This is a genomic window from Brachybacterium sp. UNK5269 (assembly GCF_049266655.1).
Taxonomy (GTDB): domain Bacteria; phylum Actinomycetota; class Actinomycetes; order Actinomycetales; family Dermabacteraceae; genus Brachybacterium.
In genome coordinates this window covers 978748-994969 of sequence record NZ_CP184883.1, presented here as the reverse complement: position 1 = coordinate 994969, position 16222 = coordinate 978748, and the positions used below count along the sequence as shown (strand labels likewise).

The following is a 16222-nucleotide window of genomic DNA, read 5'->3' as shown; positions in this document are numbered from 1 at the left end:
CGGCGCTGCGGCGTCGGCCCCGACGGGCCGCAGGGTCCGTCGGGGCCGAGAGACGGTCACCGGGTGAGCTGCGGCCGGATCCCCTTGCGGGAGGCGAGGACCTGGTCGACCAGTCCGTACTCGAGCGCGCCCTGCGCGGTGAGGATCTTGTCGCGCTCGATGTCGACGCTGATCTGCTCCTTGGTGCGGCCCGAGTGATCGGCCAGGGTCTCCTCGAGCCATTCGCGCATGCGCATGATCTCGTTGGCCTGGATCTCCAGGTCGGAGGCCTGACCGCCGCCGCCCTGACCGCCCATCGCGGGCTGGTGGATGAGGATCCGGGCGTTGGGGAGGGCGAGGCGCTTGCCGGGTGCGCCGGCGGCCAGCAGCACCGCGGCGGCCGAGGCCGCCTGACCCAGGCACACCGTGGTGACCTCGGGCTTGATGTACTGCATGGTGTCGTAGATCGCGGTCAGCGCCGTGAAGGAGCCGCCGGGGCTGTTGATGTACAGGGTGATGTCGCGGTCCGCGTCCTGGGACTCGAGGACGAGCAGCTGCGCCATCACGTCATCGGCCGAGGCGTCGTCGACCTGCACGCCGAGGAAGATGATGCGGTCCTCGAACAGCTTGGTGTAGGGGTCCTGGCGCTTGAAGCCGTAGGCGGTGCGCTCCTCGTACTGCGGCAGCACGTAGCGGGAGGTGGGCATCGCGAGGCTCTGGCCGTAGCCGCCCGTCTGGGCGGTCGGCAGCGCGCCGAGGGTGCGGGGATCGAAGGTCACGGGGTCTCCTTGCGGTGAGGGTGTGCGGGGGGCGACGGGGCAGCGGTCAGTCGGAGGTGCCGCCGCCGCCGGTGACGTCACCCGCTCCGGTGACGATCCGATCGATGAAGCCGTACTCGAGGGCCTCGGTGGCCGTGAACCACTTGTCGCGGTCGGAGTCCTCGGTGATCTGCTCGACGGACTTGCCGGTCTGCTCGGCGATCAGCTCCGCCAGCGTGCGCTTCATGGACAGGATCAGGTCCGCCTGGATCCGGATGTCGGTCGCCGTGCCGCCGAGGCCGCCCAGCGGCTGGTGCATGAGCACCCGGGTGTGCGGGGTCGCGTACCGCTTGCCCTGGGTGCCTGAGGAGAGCAGGAACTGGCCCATCGACGCCGCCATCCCCATGCCCACCGTCACCACGTCGGGCTGGATGTACTTCATGGTGTCGTAGATGGCCATGCCGGCGGTGATCGAGCCGCCGGGGCTGTTGATGTAGAGGTAGATGTCCTTGTCGGGGTCCTCGGCGGCCAGCAGCAGCATCTTCGCGCAGATCGCGTTGGCGACGTCGTCGCGGACCTCGGAGCCGAGCCACACGATGCGCTCGCGCAGCAGGCGCTGGTAGACGTTGTCGTCCAGGCCCATCGGGGTGTCACCGGCCGCGCTGCGAGGCGGGGAAGTCTGAGTGCTGTGGGAGGTCACGCTGTCTCCTTCGTGGCGGGAATCGTCGATGGCTCGACTCTAGGCGCTGGGTGGGACGCCGCGGTGCCCTGTTCGCCGCAGGCGCACTGCGGCGGACGGGCCGCCCGGGCCGGGACCAGGGCGGCCCGGGCAGCGCTCTCCCCCACCCGCAGATCCGATCGCGGAGCCGGGCGCTGTGTCGCAGATCCCCCGGGAACGTCAAGTCGTCCCCCGTTCGGGTCACGTCCTACCACTGGTGGGTAAAGACCCTGTCAAGCGAACGGTCCGGCTCTGCCAAGCCCCTTAAGAAGAGGTGCGGACGCCTCCTACGGTGGCTCCATCGCCTCGAAGACGGTGGTCACAAAAGCCAGAAGTACATCCCTGATCCCCCGATCGGGACCGGAAGGAACGAACCGCACATCATGGCCAAGCACAACTCGCACCGCACCCCCGGTCACGCACAGCTCCCCACCCGCCACGCCCGGAACGCCGCCCGTGGACTCGGAGGAGCCGCTGTCCTGGGCACCGTGGTCCTCGGCTCCGCCTTCGCCGGTGGCTCCGCCCAGGCCGCGCCCGCCGCTCCGGCGGCCCCTGTCGTGAGCGCCCCCGCCGCTCCGACCGCCCCCACCGTGACCGCCCCCGCGGCCGTCCTGGACTCCTCGCAGAAGCTCCGCTGGGGCTCCCGCGGAGGCGCTGTCGAAGACCTGCAGTCCGCCCTCAACGATCACGGCGCGAACCTCGCCGAGGACGGCGTGTTCGGCAAGCGCACCCACGCCGCCGTGAAGTCCTACCAGTCCGACCAGGGCCTGCGGGTCGATGGAGTCGTCGGCCCGGAGACCCGCGGCGCGCTCAACGGCGGTGCCCGCGTCTCGACCGGTGGCGCCTCCGCCCCGGCGAGCACCGCGTCCACCTCCTCCTCGTCCAGCTCGAACGGCGGCGCGATCGTCGCCAAGGCCCGCTCCGCGATCGGCGTGGGCTACTCCTACGGCGGCAACTCCCCCAGCAGCGGGCTGGACTGCTCCGGGCTCGTGAACTACGCCTACCAGGCCGCCGGCATCAAGCTGCCGCGCACCTCGAGCGGCATCGCCAACGGCGGCCGCACGATCTCCCAGTCCCAGGCGCAGGCCGGCGACATCGTCTCCTGGCCCGGCCACGTCGCGATCTACGCCGGCAACGGCCAGATCATCGACGCCTCGGGCTCCAAGCAGCGCGTCGTCGAGCGCTCCCTCTGGGGCAACCCCAGCTTCGTGACCTACCGCTGATCCTCAGCGCTCCTCACGCGCGATGGCCCGGCTCCCCTGGTGGGAGCCGGGCCATTCTCGTCGTGCGGGGGTGGCGGGGGGCGAGCGGCTGCGGCAGGAGCGGACCGCCGGCGGGCACGGTCGTCCGACGGGGCGGGCCCTCGCGCCGTCCGCCTTCGAGGGCGGCCGTGCCTGCGGGCGCGGAACCCCTCGGCCGACGACGACGGGCCGCCACCCCGGAGGGTGACGGCCCGTCATGCGATGTCGCTCAGCGCCTCAGCGCGAGCGCGGGATCACTCGGTCTCGGTCGCCTCGGCGGGCTCGTCCGAGGCGGCGTCGGCCTGCTTGGCCGGAGCCTTCTTCTTGGCCGGGGCCTTCTTCTTGGCCGGGGCCTTCTTCGCGGGCGCCTCGTCGGCGGGGGCCTCCTCCGCGGGGGCGGACTCCTCGGCGGCCTGCTCCTCGGACGCGTCCTCCGCGGCGGAGGTCAGGCCCAGGTCCAGGGTGTCGCCGGCGGCGTTCTTCACGATGACGTCCGCGAGGACCACCTCGAGCGCCTTGGAGCGCTGGACCTCGGCGAAGATCTGCTCGAGCTGACCGGACTGGGCGAGCATCTGCAGGAGCTGGTTGGGCTCGATGCCGTACTGCGTCGACAGCTGGGTCATGTAGTTCATGAGGTCGCTCTGATCGACGTCGACCGTCCGGGTCGAGTTGATCTCGTCCAGCAGGAACTGGGCGCGGACGGCCTTGACGGTGTCCTCGCGGATCTCCTCGCCGTGCGGGTCGCCGGCCTCCTTGCCCTCGTTCTCCAGGTGGGAGAGGATCTCGTCCTCCACCAGCTGATCGGGGACGGGGATCTCGAGCTCCGCGAGGAGCTTCTCGAGCAGGGCGTTGCGGGCCAGGGCCACGCGGTTGCCCTCGGCGTCGGCCGCGGCCTTCGCCCGCAGGTCCTCCTTGAGCTCGTCGATGGTGTCGAACTCGGAGGCCATCTCGGCGAACTCGTCGTCGGCCTCGGGCAGCTCGCGCACCTTGACGGACTGCGCGGTGACCTTGACCTGGGCCTCCTCGCCCGCCCGGTCTCCCCCGGCGAGCTTCGAGACGAAGGTGGTGCTCTCCGTGGCGGAGAGCCCGATGAGCGCCTCGTCGAGGCCCTCGAGCATATTGCCCTCACCGATCTGGTAGGAGACGCCCTCGACGGACTCGATCTCCTCGTCGTCGATGGTCGCGACCATGTCGACGGAGACGAAGTCGCCGTCCTCGGCGGGGCGGTCGACGCCCACCAGGGTGCCGAAGCGCTCGCGCAGCTCGGTCAGGCGGACCTCGACGGCGTCGTCGTCGACCGAGGGCTCCTCGATCTCGATCTCGAGGCTCGAGAAGTCGGGCAGCTCGATCTCGGGACGCACGTCCTGCTCGACGGTGAAGACGAGGTTGCCCTCGTCGGCTCCGTCCAGGCCGGGCACCTCGCCGACCTCGATCTCGGGGCGGCCGACGGGCTTGAGCTCCGCCTCGGCAGCGGCCTGCTGGTAGAAGTCGGGAAGCGCGTCGTTGACGGCCTCCTGCATGATCGCGGGGCGGCCGAAGCGCTGCTCGACGAGCTTGGAGGGGACCTTGCCCTTGCGGAAGCCGGGGATCTGCACCTGATCGGCGATCTTCTTGGTGGCGGCCTCGACGGCGGGCTTCAGCTCGTCGAAGGGCACCTCGACGGTGAGCTTCACCCGGGTGGGGCTGAGCTTCTCGGACTCGGTCTTCACTGGTCAGGTCTCCCTGTAGATGGACAGCAGATGGACGTTTCTCGTGGCGCCCCGGAGCTCGCGCGGCGGCGACCCGGTGGCGGAGTCGGGGTGACAGGATTTGAACCTGCGACTTCCCGCTCCCAAAGCGGGTGCTCTACCAAGCTGAGCTACACCCCGGAGGGCAACCCAGGAGATGTTACCCGCTCCCCGTGCGCCGCACCCGATCCGCGGCGAGGCCCTGTGAGCAGATGCATGTCGCCTCGCCCACGCTGAAGGTGCCTCCGCGCCGCTGATCTGGTTCAATGGATCCTCGATGCGGGCGTAGCTCAATGGTAGAGCCTCAGTCTTCCAAACTGATTACGCGGGTTCGATTCCCGTCGCCCGCTCCATGGACCGGCCGCGGCACCCCTGTCGGGTGTCGCGGCGCCGTCGTCCCCGGGCCCGGTCCGGCCTAGCCCAGCACCCCCTCGCGCAGGGCGCGCAGCACGGCGCTGGTGCGGTCACGGGCGCCGGTCTTCTGCAGGATCGCCGAGAGATGGATCTTCACCGTGCCCTCGGCCAGGTGCAGCACGCCGGCGATCTCCCGGTTGGTGCATCCCTCAGCGACCAGTCGCAGCACCTCGATCTCCCGCGGGGTGAGGGTGTCGCCGATCAGCGGGCCCTGGCCGCCGGCGGCAGCGGGAGCCGAGCGGATCGCGCGGAGCAGACCATCGGTGATGGCCGGGGAGATCAGGGTGCCGCCCGCGGCCAGGGTCTGCACCGCATCGGCGAGCCGGCCGACGGTGACGTCCTTGAGCAGGTAGCCGCGGGCGCCGGCCTGCAGCGCCCGCAGCACCAGTTGATCGTCGTCGAACGTGGTGAGCACGAGGACGGGCAGCTCGGGATCGCGCTCGCGCAGCTGCTCGAGGGCCCAGATGCCGTCGAAGCGCGGCATGCGCAGGTCCATCAGCACCACATCGGGGCGGCGCTCACCGATCACCGCCAGCGCCGCGCGACCGTCCTCGGCCTCGCCGACCACGTCGACGCCCGCGAGCTGCAGCAGGGTGCGGATGCCCTCGCGGACGAGGGCCTGGTCGTCGACCACGATCACCCGGGTCATCCGCCCACCAGCGTTCCCCGGACGGTGAACCCGTCCCCGCCGTCCACCAGCAGCTCCCCGCCGAGCTCCTGGAACCTCTCGCGCATCCCGCACAGTCCGTTGCCGAGCACCGGCGAGCGCGCGCCCCTCCCGTCGTCCCGGGCCACCAGCGCCACCCGGTCCCCGTCGCGGGCCAGCTCGATCCGCAGCCGGGAGGCCTCGGCATGCCGGATCGTGTTGGTCACCGCCTCCTGGGCGAGCCGGATGAAGGCGACCTGCTGCTCCTCGCCGAGGTCCAGCCGCGGGTCGACGGCGATGTCGACGACGAGACCGGGGATGCCCTCGACCATCTCCTCGAGCGCGCGCTGGATATCCGCCGGCTGCGCTCGCAGCTCGCCGACACTGGCCCGCACATCGCGCAGCAGGCCCCGGGCGACCTGATCGGCACGATCGAGCGGGGGCCGCGCGGACCCGGTCGCCAGGTGGCGAGCGGCCTCGAGGTTCAGCGTGAGCACCGTCAGCTGGTGCCCGATCAGGTCGTGCAGCTCCCGCGAGATGCGGAGCCTCTCCGCGGTGCGGGCAGACTCGGCCAGCAGGACCCCGGCGGCCCGCAGCTCGACATGGGCGCGCGCGAGGTCCGTGCGCATCTGCTTCTCGCGCAGCATCGTCGTGGTGCTGAAGACGGTGGCGATCTGGATCAGCAGGTAGAAGCCGGCCGTCATCAGCCAGTCCGTCCAGTCCGGGGAGCGCAGCATGCCCGCCAGCAGGACCGCACCGGTGTTCAGGGCCGCGAGCACGATGCTGCCCGTCAGCGGGACGACGTAGGTGCTGACCGCAGCGGTGACCACCACGATGATGTGCACGAGCCCCATGCCCGGGACGCTGAGCACCAGCACCCAGGAGGCCAGCACCGCCACCACCAGCGCAGCGCGCCGCGCCCCGGCCCGCTCGACGGCGCCCGCCGACAGCACGGCGACCATGAAGGCCGCCAGCAGCACCGCCCACAGCGGGCGCGGGATCAGCGGATCGACCAGGCCCAGCAGCGCAGGCAGGCAGACGGCCACGGCGATCACCAGCATCGCCGCCCCGGCCCAGCCCTCGGTGCCCAGCCCTCTCATGGAAGTCACCCGACGGCGGCCCTGCCCGCCGCACCCGTGCCGATGGTCATGGCCCCGGCGGTCATCGCGGATGACCGCCGGCACTGCCGGGCGGCGGCCGACGTCCATAGCGTCGAGGCATGACGACGCCCAGCAGCGAGCACCCCGCCGTCCAGGTCGAGCACCTCACCAAGCGCTACCGCGGCCTGGCGGCTCTCGACGACGTCGGCTTCCACGTGCGCCGCGGGGAGACGATCGGGATCCTCGGCGTCAACGGCGCCGGGAAGACCACCATGGTCGAGGTGATCGCCGGGCTGCGCCGGCCCGACGGCGGCCGCGTCCAGGTGCTGGGCCTGGACCCCGTCCGCGATCGCGCGGCCCTGCGGGCGGTGCTCGGGGTCCAGCTGCAGGAGGCCGACCTCCACGGCGCCCTGACCGTCGATGAGCTGCTGGAGCTCTACGGCGGCTTCTACCCCGATCCGCGGCCGCGGGAGGAGCTGCTGGACCTGGTCGAGCTGCGGGACAAGGCCGGTCACCGCTTCGAGCGGCTCTCCGGCGGCCAGCAGCAGCGGCTCTCGGTGGCGCTGGCGATGATCGGACGGCCCCGCGTGCTGATCCTCGACGAGCTCACCACCGGCCTGGACCCCGTCGGACGCCGCCGGGTGTGGGCCGCCGTCGAGCAGCTGCAGCGCGAGAGGGCGACGATCCTGCTGGTCAGTCACGCGATGGACGAGGTCGAGCGGCTCTGCGATCGCCTGCTCGTGCTGCACGCGGGGCGCGTGCGGATGATCGGCACGGCCGCCGAGATCATCGCCCGCGCCGGCACCGACACCGTCGAGGACGCCTTCGTCGCCCTCACCGGCCAGGCACCGCACGATGAGGAGGTCCGGAGATGAGCGCCACCATCCCGAGGCCCGGGCCCTCTCCCCTGCCGGTGGGCCGTCGGCCCGGCCTGCGTTCCCTGCTGGTGATGGTCCGCGCCGAGGCCCGGATGGTCGCTCGGGACACCGCGGGGCTGATCATCCCCTTCGGCCTCCCGCTGCTGATCCTGCTCACCAGCGCCCAGGCCGCGAGCCAGGAGGAGATCCTCCGCGGTCGCTCCGCCCTGGACCTGTTCGTGATGCCGCTGGTGATGGTCATGGTGCTGGCGATGAGCGGGGTGCTGAACATGCCGAGCTTCCTGGCCACTACCGCCGCACCGGGATCCTGCGGCGCCTCGCCGTCACCCCGGTCTCCCCCGCGATGGTGCTGATCGCGCAGGTGATCGTGAACGTCCTGCAGTCGGCGCTCGGCATCACCCTGGCGGCCGTGGTGGCGCGGCTGCTCTTCGGCGCGAAGCCGCCGATCGACCTGGGGATCGCGCTGGGCGTGCTCGTGCTGACCGCCGCGGCGATGTACGCGCTGGGGATGGTGGTCGCCGCGCTCGCGCCCACCCCGAACTCCGCGGTCGCGATCGGCCTGGTCCTGTTCCTGGGTCTCGGCGCGACCGGTGGCATGTTCGGGGGCCGCGGCTCCCTGCCGGAGCCGGTGGCGGAGCTGGGCGCCGTCCTGCCCTTCGGCGCCGGGGTCGATGCCCTGTCCGCCGCCTGGGCGGGCCAGAGCATCGAGGTGGGCTCGCTGGTGTCCCTCATGGTGACGATCGCGGTCGGGGGCGTGGTCGCGGCGGCGCTGTTCCGCTGGGAGTGAGGACGGACCCCGCGCGGGGCGCGAGGTTCAGCCCAGCGCGCCCCGCACCAGCGCGGCGATGCGCGCCGCGACCTCGTCGTCGACCTCCTCGACGGCGAAGCTGGTCGCCCACATCCTGCCGTCGTCGAGCTTCGCGGCGGAGTTGAAGCCGAAGCTGTGGTACCGCTCGTCGAACTTCGAGGCGGGGGTGAAGAAGCACAGCACGTCGCCGTCGAGCGCCCAGGCGGGCATGCCGTACCAGGTCCTCGGGTCCAGCTGCGGGGCGACCAGGGCGATCACCTCGTGGATGCGGGTGGCGGCGGCGCGGTCGGCCGGGGGCAGCGAGGCGATCAGCTCGGCGAGCTTCTCCGCATCGGCCTGGCGACGCCTGGCGCCCTTGCGCTGCGCCTTCTCGGCGCGGATCTCCTCGGCGCGGGCGCGCATGGCCTGCTTCTCCGCGGCGGAGAAGGTGCCGGCGGTCTCGGTGTCGGTGGTCATCGGAGTTCTCCTTGGAAGGGTCCAGCGGTCGATGGTGCAGCGGTGATGGTGCAGCGGTCGATGGTCCAGCGGTCCGCCGGTCAGCGGCCGAGCTGCTGGATCCGGATCTGGTTTCCGGCCGGGTCGCGCACCGCGCAGTCGCGGATCCCGTAGTCCTGGTCGATGGGCTCCTGGACGATGTCGGCGCCGGCGGCCTCGAGGGCGGCGAACGTCGCGTCGAGGTCGGCGGCGGCGAGGTTGACGCCGAAGTAGGCGCCCTTGGCGATCACCGAGAGCAGCGCGGCATGCTCCTGCGCGGTGATGCCGTCGCCCTCCAGCACGGGGTGCAGCACGATCGCGGTGTCCGTCTGCCCGGGCGGGCCGACGGTGATCCAGCGCATCGGGCCGCGGCCGACGTCGAGGCGCACCTCGAACCCGAGCACGTCCCGGTAGAAGGCCAGGGAGGCCTCGGGGTCGAGATGGGGCAGGAAGCTGGAGTGGATGCTCAGGCCTGAGGGCGCGGGGGTGTGGTCGTTCTCTGCCATGGCCAGGACTCTAGGGCCGCGGCGGGGGCGGCGCTTCTCCGTTCCTGATCGGTCTGGAGACGCGGCGCGCGATGCAGGGGGCCATCTGGTCGGTGAGCTCGGCGCCGTGGTCGCGGTAGGTGCTCGGAGGGACGCCCACCAGCTCCCGGAACCGGGTGGAGAAGGTCCCCAGCGAGGAGAAGCCGACCTCCATGCACACGTCGGTGACCGGACGCCGGGTGGTGCGCAGCAGCGCCATCGCCCGTTCGATCCGCCGGGTCATCAGGTAGGAGTACGGCGACTCGCCGAACTCCGCGCGGAAGCGGCGGCTGAGGTGCCCGGCGGAGACGTGGATGCCCCGCGCGAGCTCCTCGACGTCCAGCGGCTGGGCGTAGTCGCGATCGATGCGGTCGCGCACGGCCCGCAGCTGCGCCAGCTCGCGCAGCTGCGCCTGACGACGCGCGGGCGAGGCCGACACCAGCATCGCCCCATCATGGCAGGGCCCCGGCGGCACCGCACCGCCCTGTCCGGATCCCGCTGGCGTCCCCGCCTGCGGAGGGGTTCACTGGAGGCATGGAGGTGCTCACGGATGACCAGCGCTACGCGGCGATCGCCGCGCGCGACGCCCGTTTCGACGGCGTGTTCTTCACCTGTGTGCGCTCCACCGGGATCTTCTGCCGGCCCTCCTGCCCCTCGCGCACGCCCGGCCGGGACCGGGTGGAGTTCGCGCCCAGCGCTGCCGCGGCGGTCGAGCACGGCTACCGGGCCTGCAAGCGCTGCGGTCCGCTGGCGCCGCCGGGCTCCGCAGCCGACGACCCGGCCGGGGCGCTCGTCGCGCGGGCGCTGGACCTGATCCGTGCCGGCGCTCTCGACGCCGATGCCGAGCAGCGCCCGCACGTCGCGGATCTGGCCGCCCGCCTGCATGTCACCGAGCGCACCCTGCACCGGGCGCTGGTGGCCCGCACCGGCGCAGGCGCACTCGCCCATGCCCGCATGGCCCGCGCCCGCCGCGCCCACGACCTGCTGCGCACCACGTCCTGGCCGCTGGCCGACGTGGCCGCCGCGGCCGGGTTCGGCAGCGAGCGGCAGCTGCACGAGACCGTCCGCCGGATCTACGGCCGCGCCCCGTCGCAGATCCGCGAGCTCGCCGCCCCGCGCCGCCCCGCCGCCGGCACCGTCGCCGGCGCCGCCCCGGGCGCTCCTGGCCCATCCGTCGCGGAGGCGGCCGTGGTGCGCGCCGAGCTCGCCGTGCGCCGCCCGTTCCACGGGCGGGGCCTGGCCGGCTGGTTCGCGCGGCGCGCGCTGCCCGGCGTGGAGCACGTCGAGGACCTGCTGTGGACCCGCGCCGTGGACCTGCCCCACGGCCCCGCGGTGCTGCAGGTCGACCTCGGCGCCGCGGCGGGTCCGCTGCCGCTCACGCTGCGCCTGGGCGACCTGCGCGACTACGCCGCCGCCATCGCCCTCGCGCGGCGGATGCTGGACCTGGATGCGGACCCGGTGGGCATCGACGCGGGGCTGAGCGCCGCGATGCCCGCCCTCGCCCCGCTGGTCCGGACCCGCCCGGGGGTGCGGATCCCGGGCCTCCCGAGCCTGGCCGAGGCCCTGCTGTGGGCCGTGGTCGGTCAGCAGATCACCACCGGCCGGGCCCGCACCCTGCTCGAGGCCGCCACCGACCTCGCCGCTCGCGAGCTGCCCCCGGCGCTGCGCACCGAGCACGTCCACCGCCTCGCGATCACCCCAGCCGAGGCGGGCGCCCGGGCCGAGCAGTGGTTCCGCGGCCCCGGTGCGCGGCGCCGCGCGCTCACCGCGGCGCTCGCGGACCCGCCCGATGCCCAGCTGCCGCTGACCGAGCTGCGCGAGCAGCTGCTGGCGCTGCCCGGCGTGGGCCCCTGGACCGCCGACTACGCCCTGCTGCGCGGCGCGCGGGCGATCGACGTGGCCCCGGCGCGGGACGTGGCCCTGCTGGCCTCCGCCCGCGCGCTCGGCCTCGCCGAGGACTTCGGGGCGCTCGATGCGGCGCTCCAGGCCGCCTCCCCCTGGCGCAGCTATGCGGTCATGCACCTGTGGCACCACCGCGACGATCTCCCCCAGCGCAGCGGACCCTCCGGAAGGACCGACCATGACCACCGCTCCCCCACCCCTCGCGCCGGCCGACGGCGGGCGCGTGCACCGCCGGACCACGACGCCGCTGGGCACCTACGTGCTGGCCGCCGATCAGCGCGGACTGGTCGGCGTCTGGCGCCTCGAGCAGAAGAGGTTCCCCACCGCACTGCGCATGGGCACCGCGATCACCGGCCCCCATCCCGTCCTCGACGAGGCCGAGCGCCAGCTGCGGGAGTACCTCGCCGGCACCCGGGTGGACTTCGCACTGCCGCTGGCCCCGGACGGCACCGCCTTCCAGCAGGCCGTCTGGCAGCAGCTGACCGCCATCCCGCGCGGCCGCACCACCACCTACGGCCAGATCGCCCGCGCCCTGGGCCGCCCCCGCGCCGCCCAGGCCGTCGGCGCCGCCGTCGGCTCCAACCCGCTGTCGATCGTGGTGCCCTGCCACCGCGTGATGGGCAGCAGCGGCGCGCTGACCGGGTACGCGGGCGGGATCGAGACCAAACAGGCACTGCTCGCCCTCGAGGGCGCCCTGCTCGCGTGACACCATGAGCGGATGATCGTGCCCGAGCCCGCCCAGCCCCCGTACCGCTTCCCCGTCGCCGCCCGCTACGCGGGGATGGAATCCTCCCCGCTGAAGGACATCTTCTCCCTCGCCGCCCGCGAGGACGTCGTCTCCTTCGCCGGCGGCATCCCCGACCCGGAGCTGTTCGACCTGGCCGCCGTCGCCTCCTGCTACGACTGGGTCCTCACCCATCAGGGGCACCGCGCCCTGCAGTACGGGGTCAGCGAGGGCGAGCTCGAGCTGCGGGAGCAGGCCGCGCGCCGGCTGTCCCGGGACCTGCCCACCGACGCCTCCCAGATCCGCATCACCTCCGGCTCCCAGGAGGGGCTGTTCGTGGTGGCGCAGGCGCTGCTCGAGCCGGGCGACGTGGTGCTGGTGGAGTCCCCCACCTACCTCGCCGCGGTGCAGGCCTTCGCCGTCCACGGCGCCCGCATGATCGGGGTCGAGACCGACGACGACGGGGTGGTGCCCGAGGCGCTCGAGGAGGCCATCCGCACCCACCATCCGCGGATGGTGTATCTGATCCCCACCTTCCAGAACCCCACCGGGCGCACCATGCCCCTCGCCCGCCGGCAGGCCGTGGCCGACGTGCTGCTGCGCACCGACGTGCCGCTGATCGAGGACGATCCCTACGGTGCGCTGAGCTTCACCGGCAGCACCTGGGCCCCCATCGCGGCGCTGCCGGGGATGAGCCGGCGCACCCTGCTGCTGAACTCGATGAGCAAGCTGATGAGCCCCGGCGTGCGCATCGGCTGGATCCGCGCGGAGGGGCCGATCCTCGACACCCTCGCCGTCGCCAAGGCCGCGATCTCCATGCAGTCCTCGGTGGTGGACCAGCTGACGGTGGCCCGCTACCTGGAGACGGCGGACCTCGATGCGCACGTGGCGACGGTCAGCGCCGTCTACCGCGAGCGCCGCGACGCGATGGCCGCGGCCATCGCCCCCGTGCTGCCGGCCGGCGCGCACGTCACCCACCCCGACGGCGGCATGTTCCTGTGGGCCGCGCTCGGGGAGGGGTACGACGCGCAGCGGATGCTCGCCGACGCGGTCGAGGCCGGGGTCGCCTACCTCCCGGGGTGGTCCTTCTTCGCCGACCACCCCGACCGCTCCACCATGCGCCTGAGCTTCGTGACCCACTCCCCCGCGGTCATCGAGGAGGCCATCGGGCACCTCGGCGCGGTCATCTCGCGGCACGCTCCGGCCTGAGACCCCTCAGCCGCGCAGGGCGCGCAGGCGACCTCGCGCCAGCAGCGCCGTGGCGGTGGTGAGCAGGGCCGCGGCGCCGAGCAGCCAGCCCGGACCGAGCGGGCCGAGCGCGGCGAGGGCGACGCCGGCCAGCATCGCCAGCAGGACCGCGTCGCCCTGCCACAGCAGCAGCGGGATCACGGCCAGGTCGCCCTGCGCGGTGGGCATCGGGGTCATCAGCGACAGCGGCAGCGGGCCCTTCGCAGCGTCCCGGACCCGGCCCGCGATCAGCACGGGCATCAGCGCGACGGGCAGCAGCACCGCGTCGGGGGTGAGTCCCGCCCCGCCGGCGAGGAACGCGCCGAGCCCGCCGCCGCCCAGCGCGCCCAGCGCGCCCAGCGCGACCAGCAGCAGCGTCGGCGCGGGCGTGTGCAGCCACGCCTGCACCCCGGCGGACTGACCCAGCAGATCCGGGGCGCCCAGGGTGTGCACGGCGTGGCGGATGCCGTCGACGAGCGCCCCGCTGGCGGCCCACAGCCCGGCCGCGCCGAGGAGCACCGCGGCCCACGCCAGCGGCCCGGTCAGGAGCGTGGAGCCGGCGAGCGCGGCCGCCGCCGACGTCGCCCCGAGCAGGCCGCTGACGAGCCGGTCCGGCGAGCGCAGCCAGGCCACCGCATCGCGCCGCGCGTACAAGACGATCAGCGGACCGGACCCGATCGCCCGCCACCGGCGACCGGTCGTCGGGGCCGCCCGGAAGGCGCCGGCCGCCCCCGCGAGGTCACCGGTGGTGGCGATGGTGGCGGCGGACTCCCAGCGCGCGGACTGCTCCCGCAGCACCTGCCCCCGCAGCCGGTCCAGCAGCGCCACCCCCGCCCCGGTCGCCAGCACCCCGGCGATCAGCAGGCCGCTCGCCCAGACGCCTCCCCGGACGGCACCCACCGGGTGGGCGCCGCCCGGCCCCGCCGCCGCGGGCAGCAGCAGGCACAGGACGGCGCCCGCCGCCAGCGCCAGGGCGAGCAGCCGCCGCCCTCGGTGCTCCAGCAGCTGACCGGCCAGCCAGCCCGCCGCCAGCAGCAGACCGGTCCCCGCGGCGGCGAGAGCGCCCCATGCCGCCCCGGCGCCGGTGGCGTGACCGGCGCTGACCAGGACCGCCCCGAGCAGGACGGCCAGGGTGGTCGTGCCGGTCACGGGCAGCAGCAGCGCGCGGGCGAAGGGGCGCCACAGCACGGATCGGCGGCGGATCCCGCTCGCGGCCAGGGTGGCGGTGAAGAAGGGGGACAGCAGGGCCGGGCCGCGCACCCCGCCGAGCAGCACCAGGCCCGCGCCGATGCCGAACGCCAGTGCCGCGCTCGCCGGTCGTGCGCCGTCCGCCAGCAGCACCGGCAGCACATCGGGCCGGGTCAGCGCGCTCCCGGCCAGCCGCAGCGCCGGGACGGCGATCACCCCGGCCCCGAGCACCACCACGTACAGCAGGTAGAGCACATCGCCCCGGGTGCGGGCCCGGTCGCGCTGGGCCCAGACCTCCCGCACCGCGGCGAGGGAGCCGCTCACGCCTCGGCCTCGAGGACCAGGCGGGCATCGGCCAGCTCCTCGAGCAGGCGCGGGCTGTGGCTGGCCAGGACCACGGCGGCGCCCGCCTGCGCGCGGGCGCGGATCGCGTCGATCACCAGACCCAGCCGGTCCGCGTCCAGTCGCTGCTCGGGCTCGTCCAGCAGCAGCACCCGCCCGGGCCGGGCGAAGGTCAGGGCCAGGGCGACCAGCTGGGACTGGCCGCTGGAGAGCTCGTGGGGGAAGCGGCGTCCGAGCGGGGCGATCGCGAGCTCATCGAGCAGCCGCTGCGCCTGGGCGCGAGCGGCGGGGGCCCGCATCCCCCAGGTGGCGGCGATGAACTGCAGGTGCTCGGTGACGGTGAGGTCGCGGGCGGTCTGCGGCGGGCCGATCAGGGCGGCGAGGTCGCTGCGGAAGCTCCGGTCGCGGTCGTCGGGCTCGCGGCCGAGGATGCGGACGGTGCCCGCAGTCGGTGCGATCAGTCCCGCCAGCACCCGCAGCAGGGTGGTCTTGCCGGAGCCGTTGGGTCCGGTGATCGCGAGGGCCTCCCCCGCGCGTCCCCGTCCGGTGGCCTCGAGCAGCAGCACGGTGCCGTCGCGCACGACGCCGATGTCCTCGAAGGCGACCGCCGCGGTCGCCAGCGCCTCGTCGGCCCGGCCGCGCACAGCGCCGCGTCCCCTGTCCCCGCGTCCCATGCCCCCATTGGACTGCGTCGGTGCCCGGCTGCGCCTCCGACTTCCGTCGGTTCCCGGCCGGCGGTCGTCCCGGGCGCCCGACCGGTCGAGCGCGGCCGCAGCACCCCGGATGTGACCCAGGCGGAAACGTCACCCCCTGGATATCTTGTCAGATCCGTGCGAGAATGGTAGTGCGCTGTCGTAGGTGCCGCACCCTGTTCCTGCAGGTCGCACGGCACTCGAGTCGCCTCACCGCCTCGCTGTCACGGGTCCCGATCGGGCCCGCGGCGAGGCTGAGCACGACTCGCCTCGACCCCTCCAGGGTCGCGGTGCCGGCGGCGCACAGGCCCACCGAGGAGGTACCCCCTTGTCCGTTGCCACTGCGTCCACCGATTCTGCCGCCCCCCAGGTCGGCGATGTGCTCACCCATCCGGTCCACGGTCCGGTGCGCATCGTCTCCACCTGCACCCGCCAGGTGCGCGGCACTGCTCGGGACTACGTCGATCTCGAGGTGATCGGCGACGAGATGCGGATCTCCGTGCCGTCCGACGGCAAGGATGTGGTCGGACTGCGCCCCCTGCTCCAGGAGCCCGAGATCACCGAGCTGTTCGAGCAGCTCTCCCAGCCGATCGAGCCGCTGGCGAAGAAGGCGTCCTGGGCGCACCGCATCAAGTCCCTGCAGATGCAGCTGCAGACCGGTCGGGTCTCCGACCGCGTCGAGGTGATCCGCAACATCGTGCGCGACTCCGGCGGCACGCCGTCGAGCCTGGCCGAGCGGAATCTGCTCAAGCAGGCCATCACCCCGCTGGCCTCCGAGATCGCGATCGCTCGCACGATCTCCCGCGACCAGGCCCATGACCTCCTGCACGACACCGCCACCGGCGCGGTGGAGGCCGCCGCGGCCTGAGCCGCTGCGCCC

17 protein-coding genes, 2 tRNA genes and 2 pseudogenes are annotated in these 16222 nt (G+C 73.7%); 9 read left to right on the top strand and 12 right to left on the bottom strand.

The features are described 5' to 3' along the window. Positions 1-56: 56 nt before the first annotated feature. On the bottom strand, positions 57-758 hold the full coding sequence (locus ACOJUI_RS04570) for an ATP-dependent Clp protease proteolytic subunit (protein WP_422116914.1): 702 nt from the start codon (positions 756-758) through the stop codon (positions 57-59). A gap of 46 nt (positions 759-804) precedes the next feature. After that, positions 805-1380, bottom strand: a complete 576-nt coding sequence (locus tag ACOJUI_RS04565; RefSeq protein ID WP_422117615.1) for an ATP-dependent Clp protease proteolytic subunit — start codon at positions 1378-1380, stop codon at positions 805-807. A 458-nt stretch (positions 1381-1838) separates the two neighbouring features. Here ACOJUI_RS04565 and ACOJUI_RS04560 point away from each other — a divergent pair, with 458 nt between their 5' ends. After that, a complete protein-coding gene (locus ACOJUI_RS04560; RefSeq protein ID WP_422116913.1) occupies positions 1839-2678 on the top strand; it encodes a C40 family peptidase in 840 nt (279 codons plus the stop codon). A 272-nt stretch (positions 2679-2950) separates the two neighbouring features. On the opposite strand, the gene tig is transcribed toward ACOJUI_RS04560, so the two are convergent. Beyond that, the gene (gene tig, locus ACOJUI_RS04555; RefSeq protein ID WP_422116912.1) at positions 2951-4405 is read right to left on the bottom strand and encodes a trigger factor; all 1455 of its coding nucleotides are present in this window, start codon (positions 4403-4405) and stop codon (positions 2951-2953) included. Between the two features lie 85 nt (positions 4406-4490). After that, positions 4491-4564: transfer RNA gene (locus ACOJUI_RS04550), tRNA-Pro, on the bottom strand. Between the two features lie 138 nt (positions 4565-4702). Between ACOJUI_RS04550 and ACOJUI_RS04545 the strand changes: the two genes are divergently transcribed. Next, positions 4703-4776: transfer RNA gene (locus tag ACOJUI_RS04545), tRNA-Gly, on the top strand. A gap of 62 nt (positions 4777-4838) precedes the next feature. On the opposite strand, the gene ACOJUI_RS04540 is transcribed toward ACOJUI_RS04545, so the two are convergent. Together ACOJUI_RS04540 and ACOJUI_RS04535 are read right to left on the bottom strand one after the other, a co-directional pair. Beyond that, positions 4839-5486, bottom strand: a complete 648-nt coding sequence (locus tag ACOJUI_RS04540; RefSeq protein ID WP_422116911.1) for a response regulator — start codon at positions 5484-5486, stop codon at positions 4839-4841. Beyond that, positions 5483-6583, bottom strand: a complete 1101-nt coding sequence (locus ACOJUI_RS04535) for a sensor histidine kinase (RefSeq protein ID WP_422116910.1) — start codon at positions 6581-6583, stop codon at positions 5483-5485. The genes ACOJUI_RS04540 and ACOJUI_RS04535 overlap by 4 nt, the downstream gene beginning before the upstream one ends. Positions 6584-6702: 119 nt before the next feature. Here ACOJUI_RS04535 and ACOJUI_RS04530 point away from each other — a divergent pair, with 119 nt between their 5' ends. Genes ACOJUI_RS04530 through ACOJUI_RS04520 form a run of 3 tightly spaced genes read left to right on the top strand, consistent with a single transcriptional unit; the run spans position 6703 to position 8248 of the window. Beyond that, complete coding sequence (locus ACOJUI_RS04530; RefSeq protein WP_422116909.1) at positions 6703-7458, top strand: ABC transporter ATP-binding protein; 756 nt, start codon at positions 6703-6705, stop codon at positions 7456-7458. After that, a complete protein-coding gene (locus ACOJUI_RS04525; RefSeq protein ID WP_422116908.1) occupies positions 7455-7814 on the top strand; it encodes a hypothetical protein in 360 nt (119 codons plus the stop codon). The genes ACOJUI_RS04530 and ACOJUI_RS04525 overlap by 4 nt, the downstream gene beginning before the upstream one ends. Beyond that, the gene (locus ACOJUI_RS04520; RefSeq protein WP_422116907.1) at positions 7808-8248 is read left to right on the top strand and encodes an ABC transporter permease; all 441 of its coding nucleotides are present in this window, start codon (positions 7808-7810) and stop codon (positions 8246-8248) included. The genes ACOJUI_RS04525 and ACOJUI_RS04520 overlap by 7 nt, the downstream gene beginning before the upstream one ends. Positions 8249-8275: 27 nt before the next feature. On the opposite strand, the gene ACOJUI_RS04515 is transcribed toward ACOJUI_RS04520, so the two are convergent. The 3 genes from ACOJUI_RS04515 to ACOJUI_RS04505 form a co-directional block, all read right to left on the bottom strand. Beyond that, complete coding sequence (locus ACOJUI_RS04515) at positions 8276-8725, bottom strand: iron chaperone (protein WP_422116906.1); 450 nt, start codon at positions 8723-8725, stop codon at positions 8276-8278. 80 nt (positions 8726-8805) lie between these two features. Beyond that, a complete protein-coding gene (locus ACOJUI_RS04510; protein WP_422116905.1) occupies positions 8806-9249 on the bottom strand; it encodes a VOC family protein in 444 nt (147 codons plus the stop codon). 10 nt (positions 9250-9259) lie between these two features. Further along, the gene (locus ACOJUI_RS04505) at positions 9260-9712 is read right to left on the bottom strand and encodes a helix-turn-helix transcriptional regulator (RefSeq protein ID WP_422116904.1); all 453 of its coding nucleotides are present in this window, start codon (positions 9710-9712) and stop codon (positions 9260-9262) included. Positions 9713-9801: 89 nt separating this feature from the next. Between ACOJUI_RS04505 and ACOJUI_RS04500 the strand changes: the two are divergent. The 3 genes and pseudogenes from ACOJUI_RS04500 to ACOJUI_RS04490 form a co-directional block, all read left to right on the top strand. After that, positions 9802-10752: pseudogene (locus ACOJUI_RS04500) on the top strand (Ada metal-binding domain-containing protein); the annotation flags it as partial. 487 nt (positions 10753-11239) lie between these two features. Then, entirely contained in the window at positions 11240-11875 is a 636-nt protein-coding gene (locus ACOJUI_RS04495) for a methylated-DNA--[protein]-cysteine S-methyltransferase (protein WP_422117614.1), read from the top strand. A gap of 12 nt (positions 11876-11887) precedes the next feature. Further along, the gene (locus ACOJUI_RS04490; protein ID WP_422116903.1) at positions 11888-13102 is read left to right on the top strand and encodes a PLP-dependent aminotransferase family protein; all 1215 of its coding nucleotides are present in this window, start codon (positions 11888-11890) and stop codon (positions 13100-13102) included. A 6-nt stretch (positions 13103-13108) separates the two neighbouring features. Here ACOJUI_RS04490 and ACOJUI_RS04485 read toward each other — a convergent pair whose 3' ends face one another. The 3 genes and pseudogenes from ACOJUI_RS04485 to ACOJUI_RS04475 form a co-directional block, all read right to left on the bottom strand. Further along, on the bottom strand, positions 13109-14632 hold the full coding sequence (locus ACOJUI_RS04485) for a hypothetical protein (protein ID WP_422116902.1): 1524 nt from the start codon (positions 14630-14632) through the stop codon (positions 13109-13111). After that, positions 14629-14826 carry an AAA family ATPase gene (locus tag ACOJUI_RS04480; RefSeq protein ID WP_422117613.1) on the bottom strand — a complete coding sequence of 66 codons (198 nt, stop codon included), beginning with the start codon at positions 14824-14826 and terminating at the stop codon, positions 14629-14631. Before ACOJUI_RS04480 ends, ACOJUI_RS04485 begins: the two co-directional genes overlap by 4 nt. A gap of 15 nt (positions 14827-14841) precedes the next feature. After that, positions 14842-15186, bottom strand: a pseudogene (locus tag ACOJUI_RS04475) (ABC transporter ATP-binding protein); the annotation flags it as partial. A gap of 484 nt (positions 15187-15670) precedes the next feature. On the opposite strand from ACOJUI_RS04475, the gene ACOJUI_RS04470 reads away from it, so the two are divergent. Beyond that, entirely contained in the window at positions 15671-16210 is a 540-nt protein-coding gene (locus tag ACOJUI_RS04470) for a CarD family transcriptional regulator (RefSeq protein WP_422116901.1), read from the top strand. Positions 16211-16222: the final 12 nt, after the last annotated feature.